At 74.5% G+C, this 24,697-nt stretch carries 22 protein-coding genes; 13 read left to right on the top strand and 9 right to left on the bottom strand.

The genetic code is table 11. The annotated features are described in order from the left end of the window. Nucleotides 1–157: 157 nt before the first annotated feature. Nucleotides 158–583: an aspartate 1-decarboxylase gene (gene panD, locus ACZ51I_RS08185; RefSeq protein ID WP_468872568.1), complete on the top strand. Its 426-nt coding sequence runs from the start codon at nt 158–160 to the stop codon at nt 581–583. 404 nt (nt 584–987) lie between these two features. Further along, a complete protein-coding gene (locus ACZ51I_RS08180) occupies nt 988–2,367 on the top strand; it encodes a transglycosylase family protein (RefSeq protein ID WP_468872565.1) in 1,380 nt (459 codons plus the stop codon). Here the strand turns inward: ACZ51I_RS08180 and ACZ51I_RS08175 are convergent. Then, nucleotides 2,248–3,237, bottom strand: coding sequence for a DMT family transporter (locus ACZ51I_RS08175; RefSeq protein ID WP_468872562.1), 990 nt, complete (start codon nt 3,235–3,237; stop codon nt 2,248–2,250). The genes ACZ51I_RS08180 and ACZ51I_RS08175 overlap by 120 nt on opposite strands. Nucleotides 3,238–3,474: 237 nt before the next feature. Between ACZ51I_RS08175 and ACZ51I_RS08170 the strand changes: the two genes are divergently transcribed. The 3 genes from ACZ51I_RS08170 to ACZ51I_RS08160 all read left to right on the top strand — a co-directional run bounded on the left by ACZ51I_RS08170 (nt 3,475) and on the right by ACZ51I_RS08160 (nt 6,210). Further along, complete coding sequence (locus ACZ51I_RS08170; protein ID WP_468872560.1) at nt 3,475–4,206, top strand: (2Fe-2S)-binding protein; 732 nt, start codon at nt 3,475–3,477, stop codon at nt 4,204–4,206. Between the two features lie 60 nt (nt 4,207–4,266). After that, entirely contained in the window at nt 4,267–5,751 is a 1,485-nt protein-coding gene (locus ACZ51I_RS08165) for an SDR family NAD(P)-dependent oxidoreductase (protein ID WP_468872557.1), read from the top strand. A 288-nt stretch (nt 5,752–6,039) separates the two neighbouring features. Beyond that, nucleotides 6,040–6,210, top strand: a complete 171-nt coding sequence (locus ACZ51I_RS08160; RefSeq protein ID WP_468872555.1) for a hypothetical protein — start codon at nt 6,040–6,042, stop codon at nt 6,208–6,210. A 58-nt stretch (nt 6,211–6,268) separates the two neighbouring features. On the opposite strand, the gene ACZ51I_RS08155 is transcribed toward ACZ51I_RS08160, so the two are convergent. From ACZ51I_RS08155 to ACZ51I_RS08145, 3 genes are read right to left on the bottom strand one after another with little or no spacing between them, the layout of a single operon-like run. After that, the gene (locus ACZ51I_RS08155) at nt 6,269–7,696 is read right to left on the bottom strand and encodes a lipase maturation factor family protein (protein WP_468872553.1); all 1,428 of its coding nucleotides are present in this window, start codon (nt 7,694–7,696) and stop codon (nt 6,269–6,271) included. A 22-nt stretch (nt 7,697–7,718) separates the two neighbouring features. Beyond that, the gene (locus ACZ51I_RS08150) at nt 7,719–8,270 is read right to left on the bottom strand and encodes a DUF1990 family protein (RefSeq protein WP_468872551.1); all 552 of its coding nucleotides are present in this window, start codon (nt 8,268–8,270) and stop codon (nt 7,719–7,721) included. After that, nucleotides 8,267–9,136, bottom strand: a complete 870-nt coding sequence (locus tag ACZ51I_RS08145) for a YndJ family protein (RefSeq protein WP_468873805.1) — start codon at nt 9,134–9,136, stop codon at nt 8,267–8,269. The genes ACZ51I_RS08150 and ACZ51I_RS08145 overlap by 4 nt, the downstream gene beginning before the upstream one ends. A gap of 257 nt (nt 9,137–9,393) precedes the next feature. Here ACZ51I_RS08145 and ACZ51I_RS08140 point away from each other — a divergent pair, with 257 nt between their 5' ends. The 3 genes from ACZ51I_RS08140 to ACZ51I_RS08130 all read left to right on the top strand — a co-directional run bounded on the left by ACZ51I_RS08140 (nt 9,394) and on the right by ACZ51I_RS08130 (nt 14,437). Next, a complete protein-coding gene (locus ACZ51I_RS08140; RefSeq protein WP_468872548.1) occupies nt 9,394–10,671 on the top strand; it encodes a DUF6777 domain-containing protein in 1,278 nt (425 codons plus the stop codon). 49 nt (nt 10,672–10,720) lie between these two features. Continuing rightward, nucleotides 10,721–12,808 carry a SpoIIE family protein phosphatase gene (locus ACZ51I_RS08135; protein WP_468872545.1) on the top strand — a complete coding sequence of 696 codons (2,088 nt, stop codon included), beginning with the start codon at nt 10,721–10,723 and terminating at the stop codon, nt 12,806–12,808. Nucleotides 12,809–13,045: 237 nt separating this feature from the next. Next, entirely contained in the window at nt 13,046–14,437 is a 1,392-nt protein-coding gene (locus ACZ51I_RS08130; protein WP_468872543.1) for a wax ester/triacylglycerol synthase family O-acyltransferase, read from the top strand. Here the strand turns inward: ACZ51I_RS08130 and ACZ51I_RS08125 are convergent. From ACZ51I_RS08125 to ACZ51I_RS08115, 3 genes are all read right to left on the bottom strand, one after another. Next, nucleotides 14,400–16,088 carry an alpha/beta hydrolase gene (locus ACZ51I_RS08125; RefSeq protein ID WP_468872540.1) on the bottom strand — a complete coding sequence of 563 codons (1,689 nt, stop codon included), beginning with the start codon at nt 16,086–16,088 and terminating at the stop codon, nt 14,400–14,402. The two genes, ACZ51I_RS08130 and ACZ51I_RS08125, sit on opposite strands and share 38 nt — an antisense overlap. A gap of 52 nt (nt 16,089–16,140) precedes the next feature. Beyond that, nucleotides 16,141–17,523 (bottom strand): sensor histidine kinase, encoded by a 1,383-nt coding sequence (locus ACZ51I_RS08120; protein ID WP_468872538.1) that lies wholly within the window; start codon nt 17,521–17,523, stop codon nt 16,141–16,143. 77 nt (nt 17,524–17,600) lie between these two features. After that, nucleotides 17,601–18,272, bottom strand: a complete 672-nt coding sequence (locus ACZ51I_RS08115; protein ID WP_468872536.1) for a response regulator transcription factor — start codon at nt 18,270–18,272, stop codon at nt 17,601–17,603. Nucleotides 18,273–18,463: 191 nt separating this feature from the next. Here ACZ51I_RS08115 and ACZ51I_RS08110 point away from each other — a divergent pair, with 191 nt between their 5' ends. The 5 genes from ACZ51I_RS08110 (at nt 18,464) to ACZ51I_RS08090 (ending at nt 23,579) form a co-directional block, all read left to right on the top strand. After that, the gene (locus ACZ51I_RS08110; protein WP_468872534.1) at nt 18,464–19,336 is read left to right on the top strand and encodes an Fpg/Nei family DNA glycosylase; all 873 of its coding nucleotides are present in this window, start codon (nt 18,464–18,466) and stop codon (nt 19,334–19,336) included. Between the two features lie 30 nt (nt 19,337–19,366). Next, complete coding sequence (locus tag ACZ51I_RS08105) at nt 19,367–20,119, top strand: LytR/AlgR family response regulator transcription factor (RefSeq protein WP_468872531.1); 753 nt, start codon at nt 19,367–19,369, stop codon at nt 20,117–20,119. Nucleotides 20,120–20,209: 90 nt separating this feature from the next. Beyond that, nucleotides 20,210–20,596, top strand: a complete 387-nt coding sequence (locus ACZ51I_RS08100) for a hypothetical protein (RefSeq protein ID WP_468873803.1) — start codon at nt 20,210–20,212, stop codon at nt 20,594–20,596. Nucleotides 20,597–20,616: 20 nt separating this feature from the next. Next, complete coding sequence (locus tag ACZ51I_RS08095) at nt 20,617–22,374, top strand: sodium/solute symporter (protein WP_468872529.1); 1,758 nt, start codon at nt 20,617–20,619, stop codon at nt 22,372–22,374. Further along, a complete protein-coding gene (locus ACZ51I_RS08090) occupies nt 22,371–23,579 on the top strand; it encodes a histidine kinase (protein WP_468872527.1) in 1,209 nt (402 codons plus the stop codon). The genes ACZ51I_RS08095 and ACZ51I_RS08090 overlap by 4 nt, the downstream gene beginning before the upstream one ends. A gap of 6 nt (nt 23,580–23,585) precedes the next feature. On the opposite strand, the gene ACZ51I_RS08085 is transcribed toward ACZ51I_RS08090, so the two are convergent. Both ACZ51I_RS08085 and ACZ51I_RS08080 read right to left on the bottom strand, forming a co-directional pair. After that, a complete protein-coding gene (locus ACZ51I_RS08085) occupies nt 23,586–24,083 on the bottom strand; it encodes a hypothetical protein (RefSeq protein ID WP_468872524.1) in 498 nt (165 codons plus the stop codon). 190 nt (nt 24,084–24,273) lie between these two features. Beyond that, entirely contained in the window at nt 24,274–24,696 is a 423-nt protein-coding gene (locus ACZ51I_RS08080) for a PaaI family thioesterase (protein ID WP_468872522.1), read from the bottom strand. Between the last annotated feature and the right edge of the window lies 1 nt (nt 24,697).

Below are 24,697 nucleotides of genomic sequence, written 5' to 3'. Positions count from 1 at the left end.
ACAGGCGCCGGTGGCGGTGCGAAAGCCCAGGTGGGAAGCCGTCTCGCCGGACTGGAGCGATGTTCCTCACAAACATCGGACGGAGGTGTCGGTGTAAGGTCGAGGCCGCCCTTGACCTGCACAAAGCAGGCAGGGAGCCGTCATACAGGAGTCCAACATGCTGCGTACTCTGTTCAAGTCCAAGATCCATCGCGCCACCGTGACCCAGGCGGACCTGCACTACGTGGGTTCCGTCACCGTCGACGCGGAGTTGATGGAGGCGGCTGACCTGCTGCCCGGTGAGCTGGTTCACATCGTCGACATCGACAACGGTGCTCGGCTGGAGACCTACGTCATCGAGGGCGAGCGTGGCTCCGGTGTCATCGGGATCAACGGTGCCGCCGCGCACCTCGTGCACCCCGGTGATCTCGTGATCCTCATCAGCTACGCGCAGATGGAGGACGCGGAGGCGCGGACGTACGTGCCGAGTGTCGTGCACGTCGACGGCGACAACCGCATCGTCGAGCTGGGCAGCGACGCCTCGGCGCCCGTTCCCGGCAGCGACACGGTGCGCGCCCCGCACGCCGTGCCCGCACAGGCCTGAGGGCGTCCGCCCCCCAGGTGACCCGAAGGACGGGGTCCGGCGGGCGTCGGCGGGGCGGCGGGGTCACCCTGGGAGGGGAGAGCCCCTCGACGAGAGGTCCGTGATGACCCACCCGTACCCCGACCCGCTGCCCCCGTCGCCCATCCCGCCGCCCGTGCCCTCGCCTCCTCCGGTGCCCCCGCCCAACCCGGTGCCGGCCCCTCCGGACCCCGGTCCGCCCCCGGCGCCCCAGCCCGGCGGGCCCGTACCGGAACCCGAGCCTCAGCCCGAGCCCGGACCCGCCGGCGGGTGGCCGGAGCCAACGCGGAGGTGACAGAAGGGGATTGAGCTTTCCGCACAGCCCTTGTCACGGAGCGTGCGCCACCCCTAACTTGGGCGGCTGCTGCTGTGTTCAAGGGGGGCCCATGGCCGTACGCGGACGTCACCGCCGCCACCAGCCGAGCCGGATCAACCGTGCCTCGCTCACCGTCACGGCGGGAGGCGCCGGCATGGCGCTGCCGCTGATCGGCGCGGGCGCCGCCCACGCCGCCTCGCTCGACGTCTGGGAGAAGGTCGCGTCCTGCGAGTCCTCCTCCAGCTGGCACATCAACACGGGCAACGGCTACTTCGGCGGCCTTCAGTTCAGCCAGTCCACCTGGGAGCGGTACGGCGGCACCCACTTCGCCCCGCGCGCGGACCTCGCGTCCAAGGACCAGCAGATCGCCGTCGCCGAACGCGTCCTGAAGGGCCAGGGCCCCGGAGCGTGGCCGTCCTGCGGCCCCGTCGGCGGGCTCGCCCGTGGCGGAGAGACGCCGGACGTCAGTCCCCGGCATGCCCCGGCGGCCGAGCCGACCGGCGGTGGGAACGCCGTCCGCACCGCGTCCCTGCCGGGGCAGCGCCTCTTACCGGAGCAGCCGACGCGGAGCGCGAGCCCGACCACCGTGCCCACCGTCCGCGAGATGTACACGGTGACACCCGGCGACTCCTTGTCGAAGATCGCCCGCGACGAGCACGTCAGGGGCGGCTGGCAGCGGCTGTACGAGACCAACCGGCCGGTCGTCGGCGACGACCCCGACCTCATCCTCCCCGGTCAGCGCCTCACCCTGCGCATCACCGCGCCCCGCAAGGCCGAGACCGCCGGGAAGGCCGAGAAGACCGAGACCGCGCGTACGGCCGCCCCGCGCCCGAAGGCCGTCCCGCCGGTCAAGACCGCGCCTCCCACGAGCCCCGCGGCCGCCAAACCGAGCCATACGTCCAAGCCCAAGCCGAGCCATACGTCCACGCCCAAGCCGCACCCCAAGCCCGCGCCCAAGCCGCACACGTCCAAGCCCCACCCCAAGCCCGCGCCCAAGCCGCACAAGCCCAAGCCCCACCCCAGACCCCACCCCAAGCCCGCCGAGGCCGGTTACTCCGCGCCCGTCTCCGCCGGCATCGGCACCCGTTACGGCACCCGCGGTTCCTCCTGGTCCAGTGGCTACCACACCGGCGTCGACTTCCCCGTCCCCACCGGCACCTCCGTCAAGGCCGTGGCCGGTGGCCGGGTCGTCTCCGCCGGGTGGGGTGGTGCGTACGGCTACCAGATCGTCCTGCGCCACGACGACGGCCGCTACAGCCAGTACGCCCACCTCTCCGCCCTCACCGTCCGCGAGGGCCAGCGGGTGCACGCGGGGCAGCGCATCGCGCGTTCAGGGTCGACCGGCAACAGTTCGGGACCGCACCTCCATTTCGAGGTTCGGACGGGTCCCGGGTACGGCTCCGACATCGACCCCCTGGCCTACCTCAGGGCGCGGGGAGTCTCCGTCTGAGGCGGGCGGGTCCGCCGCCGATGACGCCGACGGCGACTCCGGCGCGGACGTCATCCGGTCGAGCGTGAGCTGCACCAGGCCGCCCGCGGCGACCGCGCCGCAGATCAGCGCGGCGACGGTGCCCGCCGTGCCGTAGCGGAAGCTCTCGCCGAACAGCGTCAGGCCCACCGCCGCGGCGACCACCGGGTTCACGACGGTGACGGTGGCCAGCGGGGCGGCCAGCCCCGCACCCCGGTACGAGGCCTGCGAGAGCAGGAGGCCGGTCACCGCGAAGGCCGAGAGCACGAGCAGCCCCGTCCACTCGGCGAGCGGGGCGCGGGGCGTCCACTCCTCGGCCACCGCCTTCGTGAGGACCGAGGCGATGCCGAAGGAGACGCCCGCCGCCGCGGCGAGCACGACACTGCGCAGCACGGACCGGCCCACCAGGTGCGCGACGGTGAACAGGACGGCCACCGCGCCGAAGGCGGCGCCCGCGAGCAGCCACCGATTCCCGTCGGCGAGCGACCGGGCCCCGGCGCCGCCGGTGAGGCTCAGCAGCCCGGCGAGGCCCACCGTCGCCATCAGCGCGCCGCGCCAGGCCCGCCGGCCCGCCCCGCGGCCGACGAACAGCGCCGCCATGGGCAGCGCGAAGACGATCGTGAGGGCACCCAGCGGCTGGACCAGGCTCAGCGGCCCGTACGCCAGGGCGGCGACGTGCAGGCTCGCGCCGACGCCGTTCAACAGGACGGACACCCACCAGGCCGGGCTGCGCAGCGGCGCGTAGCGCGGACCCGTGGCGGAGGCCGCGACGCGCTCCTGCACGATCGCCGCGGCCGCGTAGGCGACCGCGGAGGCCAGGGCCAGGGCGACGGAGAGCATGAGTGGACTCATACCTTCCACGATCTCTCTTCCCGGCCGTTCGCGTCGTCGTCCCGGGGGACGTCTTCGGGGGTACCGCCGACGCAGTACGCGGTCCCCGTGTACGCCCCGGGGTGTACGCCCCGCAGGTCGGAAGGGGTGCAAAGCGGCCTTTCCGCTCGGATGGGAGCGGGTCCCGCGGAGTCCTGGGGAGAGGTCCGAGACGTTACGGTGGGGCCGACGACAGGACTCCGGGGCGGGGGCGTGCACATGGATCTCGGTGTGAGCGGTGTGCGCGGTGCGGACGCATCTCCGGGCGGCTTCTTCCTCCTGCGGACCACCGCCCCCGCCGGCGGCGGTTCGCACCGCCCGCTCTCCCGTCTGTACGCGGGGGAGGACGGCCCCCTCACCGCGCGCGTGGACCACGTCACCGCCCGGCTCGGCGCCCCCGAGCGACGCGTCGGAGCCTCCGTCGCGCACCTCGGCCTCGCCGCCCGCCTCTGGTCCACGGCCCTGGGCCCCGCCGCCCTCCACGGCCGCTTCCCGGCTCTCGACCCCGCCCAGCTCCACTGGGACGGGGCGCCGGCCTCGCCCGACGACCTGTGGTGGGCCGGCTCCGCGACCCGCCCCGCGACCGTGGACGAGCTGCGCGCGGCCGTCCACGAAGCCCACCTCGTCCCGCTCCACGAGGCACTGCGCCGCGACGGGAACATCTCCGCCCGTCTCCTCTGGGGCAACGCCGGCTCCGCTCTCGCCGGCGCCCTGCGCGAGCTGACCCGCTGGTCGCACGCCCACGGGCGCCCGGAGGCGGCCGAGCGGGCAGCGACCTTGGTCGCCGGACTCCTCGACCACCCGGACCTCGCCGGCACGGTCCGCGGTCCCCGCCTGCGCCGCACCAGCTGCTGCCTCTACTACCGGGCCCCCGGCGGCGGACTGTGCGGCGACTGTGTCTTCGACCACGCCCCCCGAACGGGTTTGGAGGCGCGGCCCCCCGCTCCGTAAAGTTGCACTTTCGAAAGCCCGCGAACGGCGACGTACGAGCGAACGAGGAACCCGAAGGCCATGACGGTGACCGAAGAAATCCAGGACTACGGGCCGGGCATCGACCCCGAGCGCCTGGCCGTCTGCCTGAGCGTCCTCGACGAGCTCGACAAGCTGGACGTCGACCACCCGGACGCGATCCGCGTCCGGCGCGCCACCGCCGGGATCTACCGGACCGTGAAGCAGCGCCGCCGCCAGGAGCGCCGTGCCGCGAAGACGGCGAACGACAAGGCGGTCACCGAGGCCACGGCCACCGGTTCCGCGCAGCGCATCGACGACGAGACCGAGGGTCTGCTGCCTTCGTCCGTCACCGAGGAGGGGCGGATCGCGGGGATACTCCAGCGTCCGCGCTCCTGCTACGTCTGCAAGACGCGGTTCGTCGAGGTCGACTACTTCTACCACCAGCTCTGCCAGCCGTGCGCGGCGCTGAACCGGGCCAAGCGGGACGCCAGTGCCGACCTCACCGGCAAGCGGGCGCTGCTGACCGGCGGCCGGGCCAAGATCGGCATGTACATCGCGCTGCGGCTGCTGCGCGACGGCGCCCACACCACCATCACCACCCGCTTCCCCAAGGACGCCATCCGCCGCTTCAAGGCGATGGAGGACTCCGCGGAGTGGATGCACCGCCTGGAGGTCGTCGGCATCGACCTGCGCGACCCCGCCCAGGCCGTCGCGCTCGCCGACCAGATGACCGCGGCCGGCCCGCTCGACATCCTCATCAACAACGCGACGCAGACCGTGCGCCGGCTGCCCTCCGCCTACGCCGCCCTCGTCGAGGGCGAGAGCGCCCCGCTGCCCGCGGGCGAGCTCCCGGCCCACCACGTCATCGGCGCGTTCAACTCGGGAGCGGTCGGCGAGCTCGTCGGCTCGTCCGAGCTTCCCGCCGGCGTGCGTGACCTGGAGGCGCAGCAGGTCGCCGACCTCGCCCTGGTCGCGGGCAACGCCAGCATCGCCCGGCACCTCGACGGCACCGCCATCGACGCCGGCGGCCTCGTGCCCGACGTCGTGGAGACCAACACCTGGGTGCAGAGCATCGAGCAGATCTCCCCGGTGGAGCTCCTCGAGACCCAGCTGTGCAACTACACGGCGCCGTTCATCCTCATCAGCAAGCTGCGTCCGGTGATGGCCGAGGCGGCGAAGAAGGCCGCCAGCGGCCGTGCCTACGTCGTGAACGTGTCGGCGATGGAGGGCGTCTTCAGCCGCGGCTACAAGGGCGCCGGCCACCCGAACACCAACGCCGCGAAGGCCGCGATGAACATGGTGACGCGGACCAGCGGCCAGGAGATGTTCGAGACCGACGGCATCCTCATGACCTCGGTCGACACCGGCTGGATCACCGACGAGCGCCCGCACTACGACAAGCTGCGCCTCGCCGAGGCCGGCTTCCACGCCCCGCTCGACCTCGTCGACGGCGCGGCCCGGGTGTACGACCCCGTCGTACGCGGCGAGGCGGGCGAGGACCTGTACGGCTGCTTCCTGAAGGACTACGCCCCCGCCAACTGGTAGACCGCCGCCGACAGAGCGGTTCCCGCAGTCCTGGCAAGAGCGCCCCACCGGCCCCGGTGGGGCGCTCTTTCGGCTCGATTCACCCGATCGCGTCACACTTTCGAGCCCGGTAGAGCGCGGGGGCGCTCATTTGGTTAGTGTGAGCACCACGGTCGGCCACCGAGGAGACACACCATCCTCACGGCCTTCCTGGGACAGGCCTTCCACCAAGGCCGCGGTCCCGCCACGACCGGCGCCACCGCGACCGACCGGCACTTGTCCCACAGGTACGCGACAAAGGAGTGCGCGGTGACACCCGAACTGACGAAGCAGGAACCGCGACCGGCCGAACGCAAGGACCGGCCGCGCCGGAACGGCGAACTGGGCAGCCTCGAGGTCTGGGCCCACGCGGCCCCGATCCGGCTCGCGGGTTACGAGGAGGACCTGGCCGAGCCCCACATCCTGCCCGGCATCGACTGATCCTCTCGCTTCACTCCGGCTGCCCCCGGCCGTTCGCGGCCCGGGGGCACCGGTGCGCTCAGGGGGAGGTGTCCGTGGGCTCCCGCAGGCGGATCGGCGGCAGGTACTCCCGTACCAGCGTCCGGTGCCACCAGGCGCCGGTCGTCCGGAGCTCGCGCCAGGTCGTGTACCGGTAGCGGTACAGCCGGGCGCGGACAAGAGTCGGGGGCGCGTCCGGGAACGGGTTGTGGGCGAGCAGCCGCAGGGTGTCCCGGTCGCCTTCGAGGAGCCGCTCGACGAACGGGCCGAACCACTCGCGCGCGTAGCCGGGGGAGAGCGCGGCGAACCACATCAGCCAGTCGAGCCGCAGGTGGTACGGGGCGAACTGGCGGGGGACCCGGCGCGGATCGCCCGGCTTGCCCTTGAAGCTGTACTCCCGCCACACCGTGCCCGGGTGCGGCACCGGCTCGTCGGTGCCCTCGATGACGATCTCGTCCCGGACCCGGCCGACCGTGCCGAAGGCGCCGTAGCTGTTGACCAGGTGGTACGGGTCGTACGAGCGGTTCATCGCCTGGTGCCGGGAGAGCAGGTTGCGCGCCGGGCGGTAGCTCCGTACCAGGACGAAGGCGGTCGCGGCGACCACCACGACCACGTACCAGAGCGGCGGATCCGGCTGGGGGTGCTCGCCGGTGAGCGGGGAGGCGTCCACGACGGAGAGGGCGAGCACGATCGTGATCCAGTTCAGCCAGGCGAAGTTGCCGGAGAGCACCAGCCACAGCTGGGTCGCCACCATCAGACCGGCCGCGATCGTGGCCACGGGCTGTGGGGTGAAGAGCAGGAACGGCACGACCAGCTGGACGAGGTGGTTGGCCGCGACCTCCACGCGGTGCAGCGGACGCGGCAGGTGGTGGAAGAACCAGCTCAGCGGGCCGGGCATCGGCTGGGTCTCGTGGTGGTGGTAGAGGCAGGTCAGGTTCCGCCAGCAGGCGTCGCCGCGGATCTTGATGAGGCCGGCGCCGAACTCGACCCGGAAGAGCAGCCAGCGCAGCAGGAACAGGACGAGGACCGGCGGGCCCGTGTCGTCGTTTCCGAGGAGGACGGCGAGGAAGCCGGTCTCCAGGAGCAGCGACTCCCAGCCGAAGGAGTACCAGGTCTGTCCCACGTTCACGATCGACAGGTACAGCGCCCACAGCACCAGCCACAGCAGCATCGAGACCGGCAGCGGCACCGCGTCCCCCGCGCCCGCGACGAGGGCGAGCGCGAGGACGGCGCCGGACCAGGAGACGGTGGCGAAGAGGCGGTCGGAGTAGCGCCAGTGGAAGAGTGAGGGGGTGTGGCGCGGGCGGGTCCGGCGCACGTACTCCGGTACGGGGAGCATGCCGCGTTCTCCGATCAGCGCCCGGAACTGGAGGGCCGCCGATAGGAACGCCACGCAGTACAGCCCGGCGAGGCCCCGCTGGAAGACGATCCGGCTCAGCCAGTGGTCGGGTGCGGTGAACCACTCCATTGCTTCCAGTATCGGCCGGGGATCACGTCCTGACGAGGCGCCCGAGCGTCCGGCCCAGGCGGCGGGCGTACGCGAGCTGGAGCGGGGGGATCAGCGGCCCGGCGAGCCGGGCGTACCAGGTGGTGGGCCTGCTGAAGGCGGTGACCGTGAAGCGGACCGTGCCGTCCGGCTCCAGGTCGACCATGAAGGACTCCTCGCCGCATTCCGCGTGCCCGGTCAGGGTGCCGTAGGCGAAGCCGACGCGGTTCTTCTCGTACGCCGTCCAGATCACCGCGCAGGGGACGCCGATCCGGAGCGGGCCGGCGCCCAGCGACACCCGCAGGTGGACGCCCGGCCAGGCGCGCTCGGCGTCGGCCTCGACACGCGCCCCGGAGGCGCGGTGCATCCGCCAGGTGGTGACGGCCGCCCCGGCGGCCTCGAAGGCGGCCCTGCCGTGGCCGACGACCGTGCTGTGCCGCAGGTGGTGGTAGCCCTCGGGGAGTGCCTCCGGGGTGCGGGTGGCGCCGACCTCGCGGTAGGTGAGGCTCGGGCGGCGGCGGGCGGGCCGGGAGAGGCTGTGCGTGAGGCGGGTCATGCCGGAAGCTCCGTTCGCGGGCGGGTCGGAAGGGGCGGGTACGTGCGGTCCGCCTGGAGGCGACGCCGGGCGAGGAGCGCGCAGACGGCGAAGCCGAGGGCGTTGCCGAGGCCGTGCGTGGCGGCCGTCCAGGTCAGCGAGAGGTGCGGAAGTCCGGTCGCCTCGCCGAGCGCCCAGCTGAGCGCGAGCAGCATGGTGGCGACGAGGACCAGGGCCGAGACGGCGAGCAGGCCCCGGGTGAGCCGGCCGGCGGCGAGCTCGCGGCGCTCCCGCAGGGTCAGTTCGGCGACCGCGGCCATGCCGGCCGTCAGGACGACGGCCCCGGCGAGTTCGGCCCAGTCGTCGACGAAGTAGCCGAGCAGGACGAGCAGGGTGCCGGCGGGGACGCTGAGCGCGGCGAAGCGGGCGGCGGGGCCGTCGGACGTACGGCTGACGAGTCCGGCGACGAGGGCGGCGGCGAAGCCGGCGAAGTGGAAGTGCGGGACGGTCAGCGCGAGGAGGTCCAGGTCGAAACCGAACAGCGGGTACGAGGCCCGCTCGGCGACCAGCGCCAGGCCGGCGACGGAGGGCGCCACCAGCGCGGAGAGGACGGCGATCTCGCTCGGCCGGAGCGAGCGGGTCAGCATCAGCCGGGCCGGGGCCTGGAGCGCGAGCGCCAGGGTGGCGAGGGCGTACGCGGCGGCGAGCGCGGTGGCGGCCCCGGAGCGGGGCAGCCAGAGAGCCAGGGCGCCGGGGGCGGCGAGGACGGGCCAGGCACGCCGGAGCGAGTCCCAGCCGGACGGCCGGGGGCCGTCGAGGAGCGCGAGGCCGGTCGGTACGACCCAGAACATGCCGATCATCACGACCGGATTCACCAGGACCGACAGCGTGGTCATACGACATCCACCCCCCACTTGAACATGTTCAACTCGCAGGCCGAGCGTAGGGCCTTTCTTGAACGTGTTCAAGTCCTTCCTTGTGGGACCCGGTCGGCCGCTCTCCGCTTGCGGGGCGGCACGCGCTGCGACAGACATGAGGGACTGGCCGCAACCGGGCGCCGGGCCCGGGGAGAGAAAGTCGGGAGAACCAGGTGCGCTCATCCCACCGCCGGACGCGGCGAACCGCCCTTGCCCCGACGCCGCGCATGAGGGAGGCCGGCTGCGAGTGCCGCGCCGGCGAGAGCGCCGGCACGAGCCCGCTCGTCGGCGGCGCCGACGCGCGCCCGACCGCCGCGCCCCGCCGCGTACGCCCCCTCGCCGCGCCCACCCGCGCGCGCCCCCTCCCCGGGGCCCGTCCCGCGGCCGTCGCGCTCGTGTCGGTGCTGCTGCTCACCGGCTGCTCCACCGCGTGGGAAGGCGCCGGCGGCGAACCGGCCGCGGCTCCCGTCCAGGACGTCGTCCTTCAGCCGCTCGGTGCCCACGGGCCCGACCCCTTCACCGCCTCCACCGTCCGGAACACCGCACCGCCCACCGCCTCGGGCCGGCAGCAGAACGAGGGCGCGGGTCATCTCCGCGAGGTCACCGGATCAACCCCCGGCCTCTACGGCGGCACCCGCGCGGTGGGCAGCTGCGACGTCGAGCGACAGGTCGCCCTCCTCGCCGCGGACCGGACCAAGGCACGGGCCTTCGCCGAGGCCGCCGGCATCCCCGAGGCCAACGTCCCCGGCTGGCTCCGCGGACTCACCCCGGTCGCCCTGCGGGCCGACACCCGCGTCACCGATCACGGCTATCGCGAGGGTCGCGCCAAGGCGTACCAGGCGGTCCTGCAGACCGGCACGGCGGTCCTCGTCGACCAGTACGGCGCCCCGCGCGTCCGCTGCGCCTGCGGCAACCCGCTCCGCAGCCCCGCCACCGACGCGAGCGGCGTCCACCAGGGCGACGCCTGGGACGGTTTCGACCCCGACCGAGTGATCGTCGTCCGCCCCACCACCTCCGTCGTCACCAGCCTGGTCATCGTCAACACCGGCGACCGCACCTGGATCGAGCGGCGGACCGGCAGCGACGGGGGCGAGGACCGGAAGCCCGACGTGGAACCGGCCTGCGACCCCGACGCGTGCGCCCTCGCCGGTTCCGGCACGCCCGACCCGACCGCCCCCGGCCGCACGTCCCCGGACCCCGCCTCGCCGGCCCCCGTGCCGCGGGAGCCGGACTCTCCCGACCCCGCCCGGCCGGCCCCCACGCCCCCGCGCGTCCCGGACCCGTCCGGGACCGGCGGCACGAGCACGGAGCCGATGCCGCCGGCCCCCGACCCGTACACGGAGCCGAACCCCGACCCGTACACCGACCCCGGCGCCGAGCCCTTCCCCGACCCCTTCGGGGAACCGCCCTCCGAGCCCCCCACGGTCCCCGACGTGCCGCTGCCGCCCGACGAGCTCTTCCCGGCCGGTCCGGTGCCCGACCAGCCCGAGACCTTCCAGGGGTGAAGCGGATCTTCCTGGTGCGCACCGGCGGGGCTGCGCCTAGCGTGGCCCCATGAACGCGGGCAACGGGGGCGGGGAGGCGATCGCGCGGCTGCGCCGTGCGCCGGAGGAGCCGGCGGCCGGGGCCCGGATCCTGGCCGAGTACGGCGCCGCCTTCCGCATGGGCGGCTTCGACTGGGACCTGCTCACGGGGACCATGACCATGGACGAGGCCGCCCTCGACGTCTTCGACATGGACCCCGGCGAGTACGACGGGAGACCCGAGAGCCTGGGCACGCGCGTGCTGCCGGACGAGGGCCGCCAGCTCGACACCCTCGTGGCCCAGGCGCTCAAGGACGGCAGCGAGCAGTACGGCGCGTACTTCCGCATCCGCCGCCGCGACGGCAGCCACCAGTGGACCCACACCCAGGGCCTCGTCCACCGCGACGACACCGGCCGGCCCGTCCGGATCATCGGCATCCTGCGCGACGCCACCCATGAACTCACCGAGTCCGCCGCCCGGCTCGGCCTCGACGAAGGGCGCCGGCGGCGCGCCGGCGTCGTCGAGGGCACCACGGCGGCCCTCGCCTACGCCCGGACGGTCCAGGACGTCATCGACCTGCTCAACGACTCGCACGCGCTCGAACACTTCGGCGCGGCCAGTCTCGTCATGGGCCTCCTCGACGCCGGCCGGATCCACCTGGTCGCCGAGGGGCCCGAGGGCGCCTTCGTGCCGGGCACCCGGTTCACCCGGGTGGACGAGCCGTACCCGATGAGCGAGGTGATCCGGACCCTGCGGCCCCGCTTCATCGACTCGGCCCGGGACTTCGCCGACTCCTTCCCGGTGCTCTGGCCGCACATCAGCGGGCTCGGCATCACCGCCGCCGCCTATCTGCCGCTCATCGCCCAGGCCCGGCCCATCGGCGCGCTCGGCCTGCTCTACAGCGACAAGACAGGCTTCAGCGAGGACGAGCGGACCCTCCTGGTCGCCCTCGGCAGCAGCATCGCCCAGAGCCTCCAGCGGGCCATGCTCTACGAGCAGGAGCACGACCTCGCCGAGGGCCTCCAGCAGGCGATGCTGCCGCGCCGGATCCCGGAGGTGCCCGGCGCGCAGACGGCCGTCCGCTACCGCTCCGCCCGTCTCGGCCGGGACATCGGCGGCGACTGGTACGACGTCATCGCGTTGCCCGGCGGGCGGGTCGGCGCCGTCATCGGCGACGTGCAGGGCCACGACACCCACGCCGCGGCCGTCATGGGCCAGCTGCGGATCGTGCTGCGCGCCTACGCCGCCGAGGGCCACCCCCCGGCGACGGTGATGGCCCGCGCCTCGGTCTTCCTGCACGAACTCGACACCGACCGCTTCGCCACCTGCACGTACGCGGAGGTCGACCTCGCCACCGGGGTGGTCCAAGTGGTGCGCGCCGGGCATGTCGACCCGCTGATCAGGGAGGTCGACGGCGGCTGCCGCAGACTCCCGGTCGAGGGCGGTCTTCCGCTCGGGCTCTCGGCGGAGTTCGGCCGCCTCGACTATCCGGTGACCACCCTGGAGCTGGACCCCGGCCAGACGCTGATGCTCTACACCGACGGGCTCGTGGAGAAGCCCGGGGCCGATCTCGACGAGGGGCTCCAGTGGCTCTCCTCGCTCGTCCGGCGCGGCCCCGCCGACCTCCAGCGGCTCGCCGACCACCTGTGCGACGTCGTCGCCGACCGGGGCGGCGAGGACGACGTCGCGATCCTGCTGCTGCGCCGCCACGGCACGTACCACCCGCAGGGCACCGGCCGCTTCCAGCAGCATGTGGCCCAGAACGACCCCGAGGCGCTCAGCTCGGCCCGCCACATGATCCGGGCCGCCGTCCGGGCCTGGGGCGTGGGGGAGCGCGCGGACGAGATCGAGCTGGTGGCCGACGAGCTGATGACGAACGCCCTGATGCACACCGACGGCGGAGCGATCGTGACCCTGCGGATCCTGACCGGGCCCCCGCGGCGGCTGCGGGTGGAGGTGGAGGACCGGTCCAGCGCCCTGCCCCGGCGTCGCGAGGCGGGGGAGGCGGGGGTGTCCGGCCGGGGGCTGCTCCTGGTCGACCGGCTGTCCGAGGCGTGGGGCGTGGAGTCACGGGGTGGTGGCAAGTGCGTATGGTGCGAATTCACCTGTGTTAACTGAGCGTGAAGTGATCGTACTTGACCGTAACTGACGGTGCACGATTGACTTCCTCCACCCGCCCACCGTGCAGGACATCCGCAGAGCCCCGCGGCACCGATCCGCACGGCCCGATCGTAAAGAGCCCCGCAGCACCGATCCGCAGCCCGATCCGTAAGAGCCCCGCAGCACCGATCCGCAGCCCGATCCGCAAGAGCCCCGCAGGACAGTCGCAGGGCATCCGCAGGACAAGAGGACACCGTGAGCAGCGAGCTACTGGCACCCCTGGACCTGGCCTTCTGGCATCTGGAATCCACCGAGCACCCCCTGCACCTCGGGGCCCTCGCCCACTTCGGCCCCCCGCCCACCGCTCCCGGCCAGGAGCCGGCCGGCGTCCTGGAACTGCTCGCCCGGCGTGCCGCCGCCGTTCCCCGGCTCCGGATGCGCGTCCGCGACGTCCTGTTCCCCGTCGGCGGCGCCGCCTGGAGCGCCGACCCCGACTTCGACGTGCGCCGGCACGTCCGCGAGATCACCCTCCCGGGCACCGACTTCGCCGCCGAGGCCACCCGCCTCGCCGCCGAACTCATGGAACGCCCCGTCGCCCGCGGCCTGCCGCCCTGGGAGATGTACCTCCTCAGCGGCGCCCCCGACGGCTCCTTCGCCGTCCTCGTCAAACTCCACCACGCCCTCGCCGACGGCATGCGGGCCGTCGCCATCGGCGCCGGGATCTTCGACGAGATCGCCGTCGGCCGGCGTCCGGCCCGCCGGACCCGTCCCGTCCCCCCGCGCTCCTGGCTCCCCGCTCCCGGCCGCCTCCTCGACATCGCCCGGGACCGCCTCGGCGACCTCGGCCGGGCCGTCGAGGTCGGCGCCTCCGTCGTCGGTTCCTCCGTCGCCCGCGCCGGCCGGCTCGACGGCCGCCCCACCGCCCCGCTGGCCGCCGAATCCAGCGGCACGCGCCGGATCGCCACCGCCACCCTGCCCCTCGACCGCGTCCACCGGATCCGCCGCACCACCGGCGGCACCGCCAACGACGTCCTCCTCGCGCTCGTCGCCGGAGCCCTGCGCCGCTGGTTCGACGGGCGCGGCCTGCCCCTCCCCGGCACCGACCCCCGGGCCCTCGTCCCCGTCTCCCGCCGCCGCCCCGGCGCCCCGGCCGGTCCCGGGAACAGCCTCTCCGGCTACCTCCTCGACCTCCCGGTCACCGAACCCGACCCGGCCGCCCGGCTCGCCGCCGTCCGGCGCGCCATGGACCGCAACAAGGCCGCAGGACCCTTCAGGGGAGCGGGCGCCGTCGCCCTCCTCGCGGACCAACTCCACCCGCTCGCGCACCGCTTCGGCGCCCCCCTCGCCGCCGGCGCCGCCCGGCTCCTCTTCGACCTCCTGGTCACCCAGGTGCCGCTGCCCCGCTCCGCGCTCTCCCTCGGCGGAGCTCCGCTGCGCGCGCTCTTCCCGATGGCCCCCCTGGCGCGCGGTCAGTCGCTCGCCGTCGCCATGTCCCCGTACGGCGGCCAGGTCCACATCGGCCTCGTCGCCGACGGCGAGGCCGTCCCCGACCTCGACGCGCTGGCCGCCGCGCTCACCGCCGAACTCGACCTGCTGGACCCGGCGGACGCTACGGCGTGCACGTCGTCCCCGGGCGGACCTTCGTGAGGGAGAGCAGGTACGCCTCGACCTTCCGGTCGACGCAGGCGTCGCGTCCGTACCCGGTGTGCCCGGGGGCGTCGAAGGAGAGCAGCATGCCGCCCGGGAACTGGCGCGCCAGACTCACCGCCTCGTCGTACGGCGTCGCCGGGTCGCCCGCGGTGCCCACGACGAGGACCGGCGGAACGCCCGCCGCGTCCACCCGGTGCGGCCGCTGGGAACCGGCCGGCCAGTCCTCGCAGACCAGCTCGCTCGTCACCCCGGACGTGCCGTACACCCCCGCGGCCCTGTCGGCGGGGCCGAGCGCGTCCCAGTAGGCCTGCGGGTCGCGCGGGTGGGGCACGTCGAGGCAGTTGACCGCGATGAGGGCCGCGTCGCCGTTGTCCTCGGGCACGTCGCTCCCGGACCCGTCGGAGGGGGCCGGATCGGCATCGGCGGAGTCCTCCGGGGCTTGCTCCACGTCCGTGTCGTCGTCCGCGTCCGTGGTCTCCTCCTCGCCCGCCGCCAGGGCCGCCAGCGGCGTGCCGTCCCCGCCCTCCGCAGCCCGAAGCGCTTCGGACAGGTCCTCCCACTGCGCCTCCGGCGTGTACATGGAGAGGCTGAGCGCGGAGACCAGGCCCGCCGCGTCGAGACCGTCCTCGGAGCCGTCGACCGTCAGCGGCTCGCGCCGCGTCCGCTTCAGCAGCCGGTCGATCAGCGCGCGTATCTCCTCGGGCGACGCGCCGGGGCAGCCCTCGCCGACCACGTTGGCGCACGTCTCGGCGTACTCCTCGACGGCGTCCCGGAAGCCGGTCGCCTGGCCGAGTACGCGCTGGCGCCAGTCCAGGGACGGGTCGACGGCGCCGTCGAGGACCATCGCCCGTACGCGGCGCGGGAACTGCTCGGCGTACGAGGTGCCCAGGCTGGTGCCGTACGACCAGCCCACGTACGTCAGCCTGCGCTCGCCGAGCGCCGCCCTCAGCACGTCCAGGTCCCGGGCGGCGTCGTCGGTCCCCACGTGCGCCAGCAGCGGGCCGCTGGCCTTCCGGCAGGCGGCGGCCGTCGCCCGCGCGGCCGCGAGGGCCTCGGCGCGCTCGGCGTCCGTACGGGGGTGGAGCGGCGCCTCGTCCGCGACGGAGGAGGCTTCGTCCTCCGCCCGGTCACCGGTGAGGCAGGTCAGGGCCGGCTCGCTCTCGCCGACCCCGCGCGGGTCGAAGGACACCACGTCGAAGCGCTCGCGCACGCCACGGCCGATGTCGTCGGCGACGCCCTCCCTCAGGAGCCGGACGCCGGGCTCACCGGGCCCGCCGGGGTTCAGGACGAGCGCACCGACGCGCTTCCCCGGGAGCGCGGTGGCCGCCTTCGCCACCGGCAGCACGAAGGTCTTGCCGTCGCCGGGACGGGAGTAGTCCCTCGGGACGGTGAGCGAGGCGCACCGGAGGTCGCCGCAAGGCCGCCAGACGAGCTTCTGGCCGTAGAAGCGCCGCAATTCGGGGCGCGCGGCCGGGTCGGCGGGGGCGGCCGAGACCCCCGGAGGGTTCCCCTCCTGGCCGGGCCCGGCCGTGCAGGCGGCCAGGGAGGTGGTGCCGAGGACGGCGAGGGCGAGGACGAGGGCCCGGCGGCGGGCGGCGGTGCGGAACACGAGGAACTCCCCTGGATGGTCGGTCCACGGAAGGGTCACGCAAGGATGCTGAGGTTTTCCTGAGGACGGCTCCCGTCGGGCGGGGCCCGGGTCAGTCCGGGGTCGGCAGCCGCAGGACGAAGCGGGCCCCGCCGCGTGCGCCGCGTCCGGCCGTGAGGGCGCCGCCGTGCGCGTGGGCGACCCAGGAGGCGATGGACAGCCCGAGGCCGGTGGACCCCGTTCCGCTGCGGAACCGCTCGAACAGCGCGCCCGCCACCTCCGGGGGCAGGCCGGGGCCCGCGTCCTCGACCGTCAGTGTGCCGTCGCGGCCCACCGTGACGAGCACGTCCGCCGGGACGCCAGGGGCGTGGCCGTGCGCGAGCGCGTTGTCCAGCAGATTGCGGACGGCCCGGTGGACGAGGTCGGGGTCGGCGACCACGACGGTCTCCTTGGCCTCGACCCGGACGCGATGGCCCTGCACGCCGGCCCCGGAGACCCCCGCGCCGACACCGAAGGCCCCCGCGCGGCCCCCGGCAGACCCCGCGCCGGCCCCGGCAGCCGCGCCATCCACCGCCCCGGCCGGGCGTGCCCCGGGATCCTCCGCGGCCTCGGTGGCTTCCTGGGCGACCGCCTCCACCAGCTGGTCCAGGCGCAGCGGCTGCCGTGTCACCGTGGCCGTACCGGACATGAGGCGGGCCCGGGTGAGCAGCCCGTCGACGAGCCGGCCCATCCCCTCCGCCAGGCGCAGCGTGCGCCGGTGCACGTCCGCGCCGTCCGTCTCGCCCCGGAGCGCCGTCTCGGCGAGCGTCCGCAGCGAGGCGGCCGGGGTCCGCAGGTCGTGCGCGGCGTCCGCGAGGAACGCCTCCTGCCGGTCGAGCGCGGTGAGCGCGGGCCGGACCGCGCGTCCCGACAGGACGTGACCGACGGCCGCCGACAGCAGGACGAGCACCGCGCAGCCACCCGTCACCAGCCACACGAGCCGCCGGTGGTCGTCCCGCTGGGCGCTCGCGTCGGCCATGGTCACCAGCACGCCCTGCGGCCCCTCGTCGTCCGCCGCCTCCGGCGCGTAGAAGGGCTGCGCGAAGACCCGTACCGGCTCGCCGTCCGTCGTACGCCCGTCGAAGGCCCGGACTCCGTCTGCCCGCACCGCCGCGCGGCCCGCCTCCAGGACCACGGCCCGGCTCACGGTCAGACACGGCTTCGCCGGCGCGTGCTCGACGGTCAGCGCCGCCGGGTCGTTCCCGTCCACGAGGAGCACGGTCAGCGGCGGGCACGCGGTGTCCACCGAGTCCGCCAGGACGTCCAGGACCAGGTGTCCGTCCTCGTCGGTGTCCAGGAGCCCGAGGGCCCAGCTGGTGTCCGCGTCCATGGTGTGATCGAGCTGCTCCCGCCAGCGGCCGCTGTCGCTGCGCACGGCGAGCACGGCCATCGCGATCAGCCCCAGGGCACTGGTCAGCGCGAAGAGCAGACTGATCCGCCGGCGCAGCCGCAGCACCCGCGCCGTCGGCGTGAGCGGCCTCGCCCGGCCGGGGGAGCCAGAACCGGTCCGAGGCCCCCGGAGGCGCGAGGGCCTCACCGGGCGGCGTCGGGGGAGAGCCGGTAGCCGACCCCGCGCACCGTGTGGATCAGCGTCGGCTCTCCGAGCTTGCGGCGCAGCTGGGAGACGAGCACCTCCAGGACGTTCGACTGCGGTTCGGCCATCTCGTCCCAGCAGCTCTCGATCAGCTCGGCGCGGGAGACCGCCTGGTCGGAGCGCGCCGAGAGGACCTCGAGGACCGCGAACTCCCTGCTGGTGAGCGTGAGCAGCACCCCGGCCCGGCGGACGTGCCGGCGCGCGGTGTCGATCTCCAGGTCGCCGACGTGGTGCACCGGCGGGCGTACGACCGCGGACCGGCGGCACAGGCTGCGCACCCGGGCGACCAGCTCGGGCACGGCGAACGGCTTGACCAGGTAGTCGTCCCCGCCGCTCGCGAAGCCCTCCACCCGGTCCGCCACCGTGTCACGCGCGGTCAGGAAGAGGACCGGCACGTGGCGCCCGGAGCGCCGCAGCCCGTCGACATAGGCGGCGGCGTCCCCGGACGGCAGCATCCGGTCGAAGACCGCGCAGTCGTACGCCGTGACGAACAGCGCCTCGTCGGCCCGGGGCAGATCGGCGGCCTCGTCGACGGCGAGCCCGGCGGCCCGCAGCGCAGCGGCCACCCCGAACCGGAGGTCTTCGTCGTCCTCGACGAGCAGTACACGCACGTCGCACACCCTAAGCGCTGCCCGCCGCGCGCCCCGATGCCCAGTGCGGCAGGGTGGAGCCGTACGTCGCACACCCTGAGCGCTGCCCGCCTCGCGGCTCGATCCGCGGTGCGGCAGGGTGGAGCCGTACGTCGCACACCCTGAGCGCTGCCCGCCTCGCGGCCCGATCCGCGGTGCGGCAGGGTGGAGCCATGCCCGAACTCCCCGAGGTGGAAGCGCTCCGCGCGTTCCTCGACACGCACCTGGTGGGCAAGGAGATCGCCCGCGTCCTGCCCGTCGCGATCAGCGTCCTCAAGACGTACGACCCGCCCATCGGCGCCATCGAGGGCGCCGAGGTCACCGCGATCGGCCGGCACGGGAAGTTCCTCGACCTCACCACCACCGGGGCGGCGGGGGAACTCCACCTCCTGATCCACCTGGCCCGCGCCGGCTGGCTCCGCTGGCAGGACCCGCTGCCCTCCGGGCCGCCGAAACCCGGCAAGGGCCCGCTGGCACTCCGTACCGCCCTCACCGGCGGCGACGGCTTCGACCTCACCGAGGCCGGCACCACCAAACGCCTCGCCGTCCACCTGGTCCACGACCCCCAGGAGGTGCCGGGCGTCGCCCGCCTCGGACCCGACCCGCTCGCCGAGGACTTCGGCCCCGAGGAGTTCGCCGCCCTGCTCGCCGGCGAACGGCGCCAGATCAAGGGCGCCCTGCGCGACCAGAGCCTCATCGCCGGCATCGGCAACGCCTACAGCGACGAGATCCTCCACGCCGCGAAGACCTCGCCCTTCAAACCCACGCAGAACCTCACCCCGGAAGAGACCACCGCCCTGTACACCGCGCTGCGCACCACCCTCGCCGAGGCCGTCGCCCGCTCCCACGGCCTCGCCGCCGGCAAGCTCAAGGCCGAGAAGAAGAGCGGCCTGCGCGTCCACGGCCGCACCGGCGAAACCTGCCCCGTCTGCGGCGACACCGTCCGCGAGGTCTCCTTCGCCGACTCCTCCCTCCAGTACTGCCCCACCTGCCAGACCGGCGGGAAGATCCTCGCCGACCGGCGCCTGTCGAAGCTGCTCAAATAGAGCTCGCCCCCGCGCTCTAGACTGCGCCGCATGCTGCGCGTCCTGGCCGTCGACGACGAGGAGCCCGCCCTCGGCGAGCTGCTCTACCTGTTGCGCGCCGACCCCCGGGTGCGGACCGCCGAGGGCGCCGGTGACGCCACCGCGGCCCTCCGCAGGATCGGGCGGGCCGTGGACACGGGGCCCGAGAGCGACGACGGCATCGACGTCGTCTTCCTCGACATCCACATGCCCGGACTGACCGGCCTCGATGTCGCCCGCCTGCTCGCCGGCTTCGCCCGCCCGCCGCTCGTCGTCTTCGTCACCGCCCACGAGGGCTTCGCGCTCCAGGCCTTCGACCTGAAGGCCGTCGACTACGTCCTCAAGCCCGTGCGCCGCGAACGCCTCGCCGAAGCCGTCCGCCGCGTCCACGAACTCGTCCACGCCACCGCGGCGCCCGCCGCTCCGGCGGTCCCCGAGCAGATCCCCGTCGAACTCGGCGGCGTCACCCGCTTCGTGGCCGTCGACGACATCGCGTACGTCGAGGCCCATGGCGACTACGCCCGCCTCCACACCGACCACGGCAGCCACCTCGTCCGCATCCCGCTCTCCACCCTGGAGGAGCGCTGGGCCGCTCGGGGCTTCGTCCGCATCCACCGCAGCCACCTCGTGGCACTCGCCCGCATCGACGAACTCCGGCTCGACGGCGGCGCCACCTCCGTCCGGCTCGGCGACACCGACCTCGCCGTCAGCCGCCGCCACGCCCGCCACCTGCGGGACCTCCTGATGCGGCGGGCCGGTGGCTGAGGCACGGACCCCTACCGCGACGTGCGGCCGATGCGTAGACTCACCGCGCCCGCCGACCGGAAGCCGGCGAGAGAGGCCGGAGCGACCCCGATGTCCGAGCACCACCCCCTGCGCAGACCCCGGCGAGAGACCGTCACCTACGCCTCCGCCCACGGCCCGGGAGTCGTGCCCCGTCCCGCCGGGCGGCGCCCCGCTCACCCACCGGCGCGCTCCGAGATCGACGAGCAGACCACCCTCGGCCACACGTACGTCCGCTCTCTGATGCGCAGTCAGCTCCGTGCCGCCCTCACCGCCCTCGGAGCCCTCGCCCTGCTCGTCGGCTCGCTGCCGCTGCTGCTCGCCCTGCCCGCACCCGAGGCACTGGTGTGGGCCGCCCTCGGCTGCGGCGTGTACCCGGTCGTCTGGGCCATCGCCCACTGGTACGTGCGCCGCGCCGAGCGGAACGAGCGCGACTTCACCCGCCTCGTCGAGCGCTGAGGGCCGGTCGGACACGCCGCATGAACCAGACCTACGCGGTCGCCGCCGTCACCGCCGTCGTCCTCGCCACCGTCCTCATCGGCGCGCTCGGCCTGCGGATCTCCCGCACCACCTCCGACTTCTACGTCGCCTCCCGGACCGTCCGGCCGGGCCTCAACGCCGCCGCCATCAGCGGCGAGTACCTCTCGGCCGCCTCCTTCCTCGGCATCGCCGGGCTCGTCCTCGTCCAGGGCCCCGCCATGCTCTGGTACCCGGTCGGCTACACCGCCGGATACCTCGTCCTGCTCGTCCTCGTCGCCGCCCCGCTGCGCCGCTCCGGCGCGTACACCCTCCCCGACTTCGCCGAAGCCCGCCTCGAATCCCCGCAGGCCCGGCGGCTCGCCAGCCTCCTTGTCGTCGGCATCGGCTGGCTGTACCTGCTGCCGCAGCTCCAGGGCGCCGGCCTCACCCTGGAGATCCTCACCGGCGCCCCCGACTGGGTCGGCGGGCTGCTCGTCGCCCTCGTCGTCACCGGCACCGTCGCCGCGGGCGGCATGCGCAGCATCACCTTCGTCCAGGCCTTCCAGTACTGGCTGAAACTCACCGCCCTGCTCGTCCCCGCCCTCTTCCTGCTCGCCGCCTGGTACGGCGACGGGGCACCCCGGGCCCGCTTCGACGCCCCCGCCGTGCTGCGCGGTCACACCGTCGTCGAGGTCGCCGACACGGTACGGATCGGGCTCGACGCCCCGCTCACGGTCACCGTCACCGGCAGCGTCGACTCCCTCGCGTACGCCGGACGGACCGTCACCCTCGCGGCCGGCACCCACCACGTCCGGGGCGGCACCACGCTCGCCTTCGCCCCGGGCGCGACGCTGCCCGAGAGGGCCGCCGGCGGTACGGACCCCCTCGGCTGGTCCCAGCCGCTGGCCGGGGGCCGCGACGGACACCAGCTGTACGCCACGTACGGACTGATCCTCGCGACCTTCCTCGGCACCATGGGCCTCCCGCACGTCGCCGTCCGCTTCTACACCAGCCCGCACGGCCGGGCCGCCCGCCGCACCACCCTCGTCGTCCTCGGCCTCGTCGGCGCCTTCTACCTGCTGCCGCCCCTGTACGGCGCCCTCGGCCGGATCTACGCTCCCGAACTCGCCCTCACCGGCTCCGCCGACGCCGCCGTCCTCGTCCTGCCCGACCGGATCCTCGGCGGAGTCCTCGGCGACCTCCTCGGGGCGCTCCTCGCGGCCGGCGCCTTCGCCGCCTTCCTCTCCACCGCCTCCGGGCTCACCATGTCGGTCGCCGGGGTCCTCACCCAGGACGTGCTGCCCTCCCGGGGCGTACGGCACTTCCGCCTCGCGACCCTGCTCGCCACCGCCGTCCCGCTCGCCGTCGGGGTGGTCGCCTCCAAGGTCCCGGTCGCCGACGCCGTCGGCCTCGCCTTCGCGGTCTCCGCCTCCTCCTTCTGCCCCTTGCTCGTCCTCGGCATCTGGTGGCGGCGGCTCACCCCGCCCGGCGCCATGGCCGGGCTGCTGCTCGGCGGCGGCTCCGCCCTCGCGGCCGTGATGGCGACCCGGGCCGGACTCGCCCCCGGGGGCTGGCCGCACACCCTGATGGCCTGGCCGGCCGTCTGGTCGGTCCCCCTGGGGTTCCTGACGATGGTGCTCGTCTCGCTCGCCACCCCCCGCCGGATCCCGCCCGGCACCCCCGCCATCCTCGCCCGCCTCCACCTCCCGGAGGAGATCACCGGGGCCGTACCCGCGCAGGAGGCACCGGTGGCGGCCCGTCCAGGAACCCGCCGATGAGCGGCATCGCCGTCGCCGCCGCGTCCGCCGCCGCGTCCGTGCTGCTCGCCGCCGGCTTCGTCCTGGGCCGGTTCGCCGCCCGGCGCGGCGGCCGCGCCGCCGATCCCGACCTCGGCACCCCCGTCGAACGGGCCACCTTCCACACCCTGCACACCGCCTCGCTCGCCGCGCCGCCGCTGCGCGGCGGACTCACCGAGGAGACCGCGCGCAAGGCGGCCCGGACACTCCGCTCGCTGCTCGGCACCGAGGCGCTCTGCCTCACCGACCGGGGCGCGGTCCTCGCCTGGGACGGGCCGGGCGAGGACCATCACCGGGCGCACGTCCCCGAGCAGGCCGCCGAGACCCTGGCGACCGGCCGCAGCCGCTCCGCCCACAGCGGCTGCGACGACCCGGCGTGCCCGCTGCGCTGGGCCGTGACCGCTCCGCTCACCGGGGAGGACGGGGTCCTCGGCGCGCTCGTCGCCTACGGCTCGCGGGAGTCGGCCGTCCTCGTGCGGGCCGCGACCGAGGTGGCCCGCTGGGTTTCCGTCCAGCTGGAACTGGCCGAGCTGGACCGCTCGCGCACCCGGATCGTGGAGGCCGAGATCCGCGCCCTGCGCGCCCAGATCTCCCCGCACTTCATCTTCAACTCCCTCGCGGCCATCGCCTCCTTCGTCCGCACCGACCCCGAGCGGGCCAGGGAACTCCTCCTGGAGTTCGCCGACTTCACCCGCTACTCCTTCCGCCGTCACGGCGAGTTCGCCCAGCTCGCCGACGAACTGCGCGCCGTCGAGCAGTACTTGGCCCTGGCAGGGGCCCGTTTCGGTGACCGGCTCAAGGTGACCCTGCAGATCGCCCCCGAGGTGCTGCCGGTGACCCTGCCGTTCCTCTGCCTCCAGCCCCTCGTGGAGAACGCCGTCAAGCACGGCCTCCAGGACCGGGAGAAGGGCTGCCGGGTCACGATCGCCGCCCGGGACGCGGGCGCCGAGGCGGTGGTGACCGTCGAGGACGACGGCGTCGGCATGGACCCGGAGCTGCTGCGCGCCGTACTGCGCGGGGAGCACCCGGCGGGCTCCGGCATCGGCCTGTCCAACGTGGACGAACGGCTGCGCCAGGTGTACGGGGCGGAGCACGGTCTCGTCATCGAGACCGGGGTCGGCGCCGGGATGAAGGTGACGGTACGGGTCCCCAAGTACCGCCCCGGGGTGCACCCTTCCGCATCCTAGGTGCCGTCAGCGCAGGTACAGCGACAGATGGGCGAGCGGAAGGCCCAGCTTCCAGGCGGGGAGCCAGATCTGCTCGGCCTCGTCGACCGCGCTCTCGGGGTCCGTCCGGCCGTCGAGGTCGGCGGCGCGGATCCAGGTGTCCCGCAGCCGTCGCCAGGCGGTCCGCGCCAGCGCCAGGTCGGGGCCGTCGCCGCAGGCCGCCTGCCGGGCGGCGAGCCGCTCCTCGACCCAGGGCGGCCAGGGCCGGTCGTAGGCGGTGTGCCGCAGCCACTCGTCGGCCCGGTGGCCGGCCCTGCCGCCGGCCGGTCCGCCGGGCTCCTCGGTGAGGTGGACGGTGAGGGCCAGGGCCTGGAGACCCGCCCGGTACTCCAGTGAGCCGGGCGCCACGAGCGCGGCGGCCCGCAGCACCTCGTCGGCCAGGTACTCGGCGCACAGCCAGGCCATCGGGACGGCGAGACCGCCGCCGCTCGTGCCGCCGGCGCCGTTCGTGCTCTCGGGCAGCAACGCTCCCACCTTCTCCCGGACGTGAGTGGCCCCCGGACGTCGGGGGGCCCGGGGGAGAGCCTCCTCCGTGAAGGGCGCCCGCGGGTCCCGCTTTACTCAACTCGCCCGTGTGGTTTCGGATACGTTTTCCGGCCGGATCGGTACGGGTGAGGTGCCTGATGTCGGGCGGGCGGGGAGGGACGCGGGTGAGCTACCCCAGCAGTGCGTAGACGGCGGTCGCGTGGGCCGCGGTCTCCTCCGTGCCGTCGGCAGTCATGGTGATGTCGGCGAAGGCCATCCGCTTCCCCGACTTGGTGAGCCGGGCCCGGACGAGGACGTCGGCGCCGATCACCGCGCGCTGGAAGCTGATGGACTGCTGGACGGTGGTCATCGGCACGAAACCGCCCCGGGCGGCGGCGACCGCGATCACCGTCGCGGTGTCTGCGGCGGCCATCAAGGCCTGGCCGGAGAGGCCGCCGCCCTCCCGGGCGAGCCGGTCCGACCAGGGAAGCCGCAGCACGGCCTCGTGGCCGTCGGCGGAGTCGACGGATTCGACGGTCAGTCCCAGGTCGAGCACCCAGGGGGCGAAGTTGTCGGCGAGGACCTGTTCGGCGGCGGTGCGTGTCAGCGTCACG

The sequence above is a fragment of the Streptomyces sp. NPDC034084 genome (genome assembly GCF_055575535.1).
The sequence above is the reverse complement of the archived record's forward strand: the minus strand, read 5'-3'. Positions and strand labels throughout refer to the sequence as shown.

Coding starts and splice junctions, on each gene's coding strand:
- panD (WP_468872568.1), top strand. CDS start 158: ATGCTGCGTACTCTGTTCAAGTCCAAGATCCATCGCGCCACCGTGACC.
- ACZ51I_RS08180 (WP_468872565.1), top strand. CDS start 988: ATGGCCGTACGCGGACGTCACCGCCGCCACCAGCCGAGCCGGATCAAC.
- ACZ51I_RS08175 (WP_468872562.1), bottom strand. CDS start 3,237: ATGAGTCCACTCATGCTCTCCGTCGCCCTGGCCCTGGCCTCCGCGGTC.
- ACZ51I_RS08170 (WP_468872560.1), top strand. CDS start 3,475: ATGGATCTCGGTGTGAGCGGTGTGCGCGGTGCGGACGCATCTCCGGGC.
- ACZ51I_RS08165 (WP_468872557.1), top strand. CDS start 4,267: ATGACGGTGACCGAAGAAATCCAGGACTACGGGCCGGGCATCGACCCC.
- ACZ51I_RS08155 (WP_468872553.1), bottom strand. CDS start 7,696: ATGGAGTGGTTCACCGCACCCGACCACTGGCTGAGCCGGATCGTCTTC.
- ACZ51I_RS08150 (WP_468872551.1), bottom strand. CDS start 8,270: ATGACCCGCCTCACGCACAGCCTCTCCCGGCCCGCCCGCCGCCGCCCG.
- ACZ51I_RS08140 (WP_468872548.1), top strand. CDS start 9,394: ATGAGGGAGGCCGGCTGCGAGTGCCGCGCCGGCGAGAGCGCCGGCACG.
- ACZ51I_RS08135 (WP_468872545.1), top strand. CDS start 10,721: ATGAACGCGGGCAACGGGGGCGGGGAGGCGATCGCGCGGCTGCGCCGT.
- ACZ51I_RS08110 (WP_468872534.1), top strand. CDS start 18,464: ATGCCCGAACTCCCCGAGGTGGAAGCGCTCCGCGCGTTCCTCGACACG.
- ACZ51I_RS08105 (WP_468872531.1), top strand. CDS start 19,367: ATGCTGCGCGTCCTGGCCGTCGACGACGAGGAGCCCGCCCTCGGCGAG.
- ACZ51I_RS08100 (WP_468873803.1), top strand. CDS start 20,210: ATGTCCGAGCACCACCCCCTGCGCAGACCCCGGCGAGAGACCGTCACC.
- ACZ51I_RS08095 (WP_468872529.1), top strand. CDS start 20,617: ATGAACCAGACCTACGCGGTCGCCGCCGTCACCGCCGTCGTCCTCGCC.
- ACZ51I_RS08090 (WP_468872527.1), top strand. CDS start 22,371: ATGAGCGGCATCGCCGTCGCCGCCGCGTCCGCCGCCGCGTCCGTGCTG.